Source organism: Kitasatospora sp. NPDC058170 (assembly GCF_042883905.1).
Classification (GTDB): domain Bacteria; phylum Actinomycetota; class Actinomycetes; order Streptomycetales; family Streptomycetaceae; genus Kitasatospora.
The window spans coordinates 194666-201059 of the sequence record NZ_JBHVUV010000017.1 but is presented as its reverse complement, the minus strand read 5'-3'; the positions used below and the strand labels follow the sequence as shown (position 1 = coordinate 201059).

At 76.4% G+C, this 6394-nt stretch carries 5 protein-coding genes and 1 pseudogene; 3 read left to right on the top strand and 3 right to left on the bottom strand.

Annotated elements, in window-relative coordinates; all coding sequences use genetic code 11:
• Positions 1-292 precede the first annotated feature (292 nt).
• Positions 293-1183 carry a hypothetical protein gene (locus tag ACFVVX_RS20765; protein WP_387947585.1) on the bottom strand — a complete coding sequence of 297 codons (891 nt, stop codon included), beginning with the start codon at positions 1181-1183 and terminating at the stop codon, positions 293-295.
• Between the two features lie 183 nt (positions 1184-1366).
• On the opposite strand from ACFVVX_RS20765, the gene ACFVVX_RS20760 reads away from it, so the two are divergent.
• Positions 1367-1597, top strand: coding sequence for a hypothetical protein (locus tag ACFVVX_RS20760; protein WP_387947583.1), 231 nt, complete (start codon positions 1367-1369; stop codon positions 1595-1597).
• 169 nt (positions 1598-1766) lie between these two features.
• Here the strand turns inward: ACFVVX_RS20760 and ACFVVX_RS20755 are convergent, their stop codons facing one another.
• Both ACFVVX_RS20755 and ACFVVX_RS20750 read right to left on the bottom strand, forming a co-directional pair.
• Positions 1767-2828, bottom strand: coding sequence for a FecCD family ABC transporter permease (locus tag ACFVVX_RS20755; RefSeq protein ID WP_387947581.1), 1062 nt, complete (start codon positions 2826-2828; stop codon positions 1767-1769).
• A gap of 89 nt (positions 2829-2917) precedes the next feature.
• Positions 2918-3889: pseudogene (locus tag ACFVVX_RS20750) on the bottom strand (FecCD family ABC transporter permease); the annotation flags it as partial.
• A 325-nt stretch (positions 3890-4214) separates the two neighbouring features.
• Between ACFVVX_RS20750 and ACFVVX_RS20745 the strand changes: the two are divergent.
• The gene (locus ACFVVX_RS20745) at positions 4215-5246 is read left to right on the top strand and encodes an ABC transporter substrate-binding protein (protein ID WP_387947579.1); all 1032 of its coding nucleotides are present in this window, start codon (positions 4215-4217) and stop codon (positions 5244-5246) included.
• A 158-nt stretch (positions 5247-5404) separates the two neighbouring features.
• Positions 5405-6316, top strand: coding sequence for a siderophore-interacting protein (locus ACFVVX_RS20740; RefSeq protein WP_387947604.1), 912 nt, complete (start codon positions 5405-5407; stop codon positions 6314-6316).
• The last annotated feature ends 78 nt before the right edge of the window (positions 6317-6394 follow it).

Here is a 6394-nt window from a genome sequence, read left to right as displayed (position 1 = left end):
CCGGGGGGGGGCCCCGGGGGGGGGGCGGGGGGGGGCCCGCGGTGTTGGGGGGGGGGGCCCCGCGCCGGGGGGACCCCGGCCCGCGGGCCCCCACCGTCGTTCGGGTGCCGGGTTGCCGGGTTGCCGGGTTGCCGGGTTGCTGGGTTGCTGGGGTCGCTGGTCGCTCGGGTCGCTGAAGGGCTGGGGCCCCGGGGCGCTGGTGGCTTTCGGGGCCCTGGAGCTGTTTGCAAAGTCGCGTCGGATCCGACGGGACTTTGCAAACAGCTCCCGCTGCCTCGGGGACCGGGTGGGTTCAGCCGTAGATGCTGTGGCAGAGGCGGGCCTGTTCCGAACCGGCCGGCCAGCGGCCGAGGTGCTCCGCCTGGTCGCAGATCGAGCCCGGTGCGACGGTCGGGGCCGATCCGCCGGGGGCCGCACCGGGCGCCGAGGACGGCGGCGGTGCGGGTGCCGGAGCCGGTGCCCTGGCGGGCGTTCCCGGGGCGCCGGGGGCGGGGGCGATGGTCCGGGAGGGCAGCGGCCGGGCCGTCCGGCCTGGCTTCGGCCGGGTGGTGGCGGCCCCGGGGGTCGCGCCCGGGTCCGTACCGGCGGTCGCGGCCTCCGGCTGTTCGGCCTGCTCGCCGTCCGGGGGCGCGGGTGCGGACGCCATGGCGTCGGCGACCGTCGGGGGAGCCTCGGGCGAAGGGGCGGGCGTCACCCGCAGGGGCGGCGGTGCGGGCAGCAGGCCCGGGGTGGTCGGGGACGGCGAGGCCTCCGGGAGGGCCGCCAGCCCGGACAGCTCAGGCTTCGACCCCGGCCCGCACATCACCAGGACGGACGCCAGGACCACGGCCGTCCCGACCGCGGCGGCCGGCGCCACCCAGCGCGGGCGCCGCCGGGCGGGCGCGGTGACTGCTCCGGAGGCCGGTGGCAGGTACGGGGGCAGCTTGGCACCGGAGGACTGCGGCGCGGGAGCCGGGGGTGGCGCGCCGGTCGCCCCGGCCGGGGGCAGGGGCGGCTGCCAGGTCTGCTGCGGCCACTGCCACGGCGTGGCGGTCGACCGGCTGCCGGTCGGCGGTCCGCCGCTCGGTGGCCCGCCGGTTGGTGATCCGCCGCTTGGTGGCCCGCTGTGCGGTTGGCCGCCGCCCGGTTGGCCGCTGACCGGTTGTGTGCCGCTCGGCCGTGCGCCCCAGGGTTGCCCGTCCATGCCGTTGTCCTCCTGCCGCCGAACCCGTCGCCGTGCTCAACGAGCGCGCCGACGCCGGGACATGACCCGTAAGAGGGTTCCGGTGCATCACCGCCGGCCGACCGGTACGCCGTGCGGGCGCCCCCGTCCGCTGCCTGCCGCGGCCCGCGTGCGGAGCCAGGGGGGCCGTCACATGCTGGGGGCATGGAAACCAACAGCACGGCAAGTCCCCTGGTCGACATCGCGGAGTTCCGCACCGACAGCCGCTACCGGCTGGTCCACTTCGAGGGCCACGGCTGGGAGCCCCTGGCCCCGGAGGAACTGGAACCCCGGATCCACCAGCTCTTTCCCGACCTGGACCCGCGCGACCCGGTGCGCGTCCACTGGACCGACCGGCCGTGGGAGTGGCCCGCCTGGCATCCGGGCGAGGCCTGAGCGGCGAGCGGCCCGGCTGGTACCCCGGCGGGGCCCGACCGGCCGCCCGCGCCGGAGCGGCGGCCGGTCGGGCCGGGGTTCCGCCACTCCGGGTGCCCTTCTGCCGGTGCCACTCGCGGAGCCGTCCGGGCTCGCGGAGGCGCCCGGTTCCTCGGGGGCGTCCGGTCTCTCAGAGCCGTCCGGCGCGGTGCTGGGTGGCGAGCAGCCACACCAGGTAGCCGCCGCCGAGGACGCCGGTCACCACGCCGACTGGCAACTGCCGCCCGCCGAAGGCCTGCTGGGCGGCCAGGTCGGCGGTGACCAGCAGGGCGGCCCCCATAACGACCGAGGGCACCAGGTTGTGCCCCGGTGCCCGGGTGAGCCGGCGGGCCAGCTGGGGTGCGGTGAGCGCTACGAAGGAGACCGGCCCGGCCGCGGCGGCGGCCGCGGAGGCGAGCAGGACGGCGGCGGCCAGCAGCGCCAGGCGGAGGCGGACGATCGGGACGCCGAGCGCGCAGGCCGCGTCGTCGCCCATCTCCAGCAGGCGCAGGCCCGGGCCGCAGAGCAGCAGGACCACGGGGACCAGCACGGTGAGCAAGGCCAGCAGCGGCAGCGCGTCCTCCCAGCCGCGGCCGTCGAGGCTGCCGGTGAGCCAGAGCAGGGCGCGGGCCGCCTCCATCAGCTTGACCCGGGTGAGCAGATAGCCGTTGACACCGGTGAGCACGGCGGCGAGCCCGATGCCGACTAGCACCAGGCGGTGGCCGGGTACGCCCTGACGCCAGGCCAGCACCCAGATCAGCAGGCCCGCCCCGGCCCCGCCGACGACCGCGCCGCCGGCCAGCGCGAGGCTGCCGCCGCCGGCGGCCACGACCAGCAGCGCGCCGGAGGCCGCGCCCTGGGTGAGCCCGAGGATGTCGGGGCTGCCGAGCGGGTTGCGGACCAGCGCCTGGAGGATGGCGCCGGACAGAGCGAGCGCGGCGCCGGTGAGCAGGGCGGTGACGACCCGGGGCAGACGCAGCTCGTTGACGATGAAGTCGGCGGCCGGGTCGCCGGCGCCGGCCAGGGCGCGCACCACCTCGGCCGGGCCGAGCGGGAAGTCGCCGCTGCCGAGCGCGGCAACCGAGACCGCGAGGGCGGCCAGCGCGCAGGCCGTGCCCGTGATCAGGGCCTGCGGCCGGTAGCGCACGGAGAGGCCGCCGGGGGTGCGGACCGCCCTGATCGGGTCGCGTCGGGGGGTCTGGGTCGGGTTCATGCCCGGGCCGCCTTTCCGCGACGGAGGAAGGGGAACTTTCCGCGACGGACGAGCGGGAGCCCTCCGCGACGGGCGAGGGGGAGTCCTCCGCGACGGACGAAGAGGAGGAAGAACGCGCCGCCGAGGACCGAGGTGACGATGCCGGCCTGGAGCTCGCCGGGGCGCCCGAGCACCCGGCCGAGCACGTCGGAGCCCAGCAGCAGTACCGGCGCCAGCACCGCGCAGTACGGCAGCGTCCAGCGCAGGTCCGGGCCGGTGAGGGCGCGGACCAGGTGGGGCACCGCCAGCCCGACGAAGACGATCGGCCCGCAGGCGGCGGTGGCCGCGCCGCAGAGCAGGGTGACCGCCACGATGGCGGCGGCGCGGATCCGGGCCGGTCGGGCGCCGAGCGCCGTCGCGGACTCCTCGCCCGTCGCCAGGGCGTTCAGCGGCCGGGCCAGCCCGAGGGCGAGCAGCAGGCCGACCAGGACGAACGGCGTGACGGCGGTGACGGTGGCGGGCAGGGCGGCGGCCAGCGAGCCGACCGTCCAGAACCGCATCCGGTCCAGTGACGCGGAGTCGAGCAGCATCACGGCGCTGACGTACGAGTAGAGCGCGGCGTTCAGCGCGGCGCCGGCGAGGGCGAGCCGGGCGGGGGTAGCCTGCCGGCCGCCGCCGACCGCGTACACCAGGACCGAGACGGCGGCGGCGCCGAGCAGGCCGAACCAGACGTAGCCGGTGAATCCGGTGACGCCGAGGAGGGCGATCGCGGAGGCGATGGCCGCCGAGGCGCCCGCGTTGATGCCCAGCAGGCCGGGGTCGGCGAGCGGGTTGCGGGTGACGGCCTGCATGACGGCCCCGGCCACGCCGAGCGCGGCGCCGACGAGCAGCCCGAGCAGGGTGCGCGGCAGCCGCATCCGGTGCACCACGGTGTACGCCGGTGAGGCCGGGTCGGTGAGGCCGTGCCAGGCCTCGGCGAGGGAGAGCGCCTTGGCGCCCAGCGCGAGGCTGAGCACCACGACGGCGGCTAGCAGGAGCAGCGCGGCGAGCAGCCCGAGGGCGCGGCCTGACCGTGGGCGGCCGGAGCCCCGGTGGGCGGGGTCTGGGTGGCCTGGGTCTGAGTGGTCTGGTTCTGAGCGGGCGGGGTCCCGGGGGAGGGGGTTCCGGGGTGGCGGGGACTGGCGGTGGTGGTCCGGTCCGCGGTGGCCCGGTCCGGGGTGCGGTCCGGTGTGTTCGGGCGGCCCCGAGCGGGGGGTGACGAGGTGCATGTTGCTGCTCCGGGAGCCTGCGGACGGATGCCGTCGACGATTGGACGGCGAGAAACTATGGTTAGGCTAACCTAATGTTGATCTCGGGTCGTCATGGCCCCGGTCCGCACGGCTCCCACCACCGAACAAAGGCACCACCATGTCCAACCCCCGGTCCCCACGACCCAGCCGCCGTACCGTGCTCACCGCCGTCGGCGTCACCGGTCTCGGCGCCGCGCTCGCCGCCTGCGGCAGCGGCTCCCAGGGCACGGGCGGTCAGGACGCCGCCGCGGGCAAGGCCTGGTCCTTCACCGACGACCGGAGGAAGACCGTCACCGCCAAGGCCACCCCCCGGCGGATCGTCGCCTTCACCGGCACCGCCGCGGCCCTCCACGACTTCGGCCTCGACGCCCAACTGGTCGGCGTCTTCGGGGAAACGAAGCTCGCGGACGGCAAGGCCGACCCGGGCGCTGGCAACCTCGACGTCGACAAGATCTCGATCATCGGCAACGCCTGGGGCGAGTTCGCCATCGAGAAGTACGCGGCGCTGCGCCCCGACCTCCTGGTCACCCACATGTACGACCCCGACGCCCTCTGGTACGTCCCGGACGAGAGCAAGGACAAGATCCTCGCGCTCGCCCCCAGCGTCGTCGTCACCACCGCCCGGGTGCCGCTCCCCGAGCCCATCAAGCGCTACGCCGAGCTGGCCGAGTCACTCGGCGCGGACCTGAAGGCCAAGCAGGTCGTCGACGCCAAGGCCCGGTTCGAGGCCGCGGCCGAGACGCTGCGCCAGGCCGCCAAGGCCGCCGGCGGCATCAAGGTGATGGCCGCCTCGGGCGGCGCCGACCTCTTCTACGTCTCCAACCCGGCGCTCAGCACCGACCTGATGTACTTCCGTGAGCTGGGCGTGGACTTCGTCGTCCCGGACACCCTCGACCCGACCGGCTACTACGAGAGCCTGAGCTGGGAGAACGCCGCCAAGTACCGGGCGGACGTGATCCTGCTCGACAACCGGAGCAGCGCGCTCCAGCCCGCCGACCTCGCGGCCAAGCCCGCCTGGTCCGAGCTGCCCGCCGTCAAGGCCGGCCAGATCACCCCGTGGGACGCCGTGCCGCGCTTCTCCTGGCTGGGCGCGGCCCCGCTGCTGGAGAACCTGGCCAAGGCCGTCCAGAGCGCCCGGAAGCTCGGGTGACCGAGGTGGGGGCCGAGGCCAAGGCCGCCGGGGGCGTCGCCGGGGAGCCTCAGGCCGCCAGGGACGTTGCCAGGGAGGCTCAGGCCGCCGGGGACGTTGCCAGGGAGGCCGAAGCCACCGGGGACGTCGAGCAGTTCCGCTTCTTCGCCGCCGAGGTCGTGGGCAGCCGCCGACTGGGCCCGACCGTGGTCCGGGTCACCCTCGGGGGAGACGGGCTGCGGGGCTTCGCGAGCGGTGGGCGGGACCAGAGCTTCTCGCTGTTCCTGCCGCACCCCGGCCAGGACGCGCCGGTACTCCCGGTCGAGGCGGGCACCGGCTGGTTCGCCGAGTGGCGCGCCCTGGACGAGTCCGTACGGGCCGTCATGCGCTCCTACACCGTGCGCGCCCAGCGCGACCTGCCGGGCGGCGGCACCGAGGTGGACGTCGACTTCGCTCTGCACGGCGATGTCGGCCCGGCCTCCCGGTGGGCGGCTCGCGCCTCGGCCGGAGACCGGGTGCTGCTGCTCGGCCCGGCCGTGGCGGACAACCGCAGCGTCGGCTTCCGCCCGCCGGCCGGCACCCGCACCGTGCTGATCGCCGCCGACGAGACGGCGCTGCCCGCCGCCGCGGCGATCCTGGAGTGGCTGCCGGCGGGCGTCGCCGTCCACGCCTTCCTCCAAGTCCCGCACGCCGAGGACGTCCAGGCGCCGGTGAGCCGGGCCGAGGTCGAGGTGCACTGGCTGGTCGGCGCCGATCTGCTGGCCGACGCCGTGCGCGCCGCGACGCTGACCGGAGTCGGGCCGGACGCGGGGGCCTACGCCTGGCTCGCGGGCGAGGCCGGCACCGTCCGGGCGCTGCGCCGCCACCTGGTGGGCGAGCGCGGACTGGACCGGCGGGCGGTGGAGTTCTCGGGCTACTGGCGCCGGGGCGCCTCCGAGGAGGACCTGCGCGCCGAGGCGCTGGCGGCCTGCGAGGCCGACGCCGCTGGCGCAGCCGACAGTGCGGGTGTGGCGGATGGTGTGGCTATGGCGGACAGTGCCGCCGCGGCCGACGGTGCGGCTGTGGCCTCGGCGGCCGGTGAGGAGAGCTGACAGATCAAGGGGTGACGCTTTCCGCTTCCCCGGCAGCTCGTTGAACCAAGCGCGGTGCTCCTGCCCCAAGAACGCCTC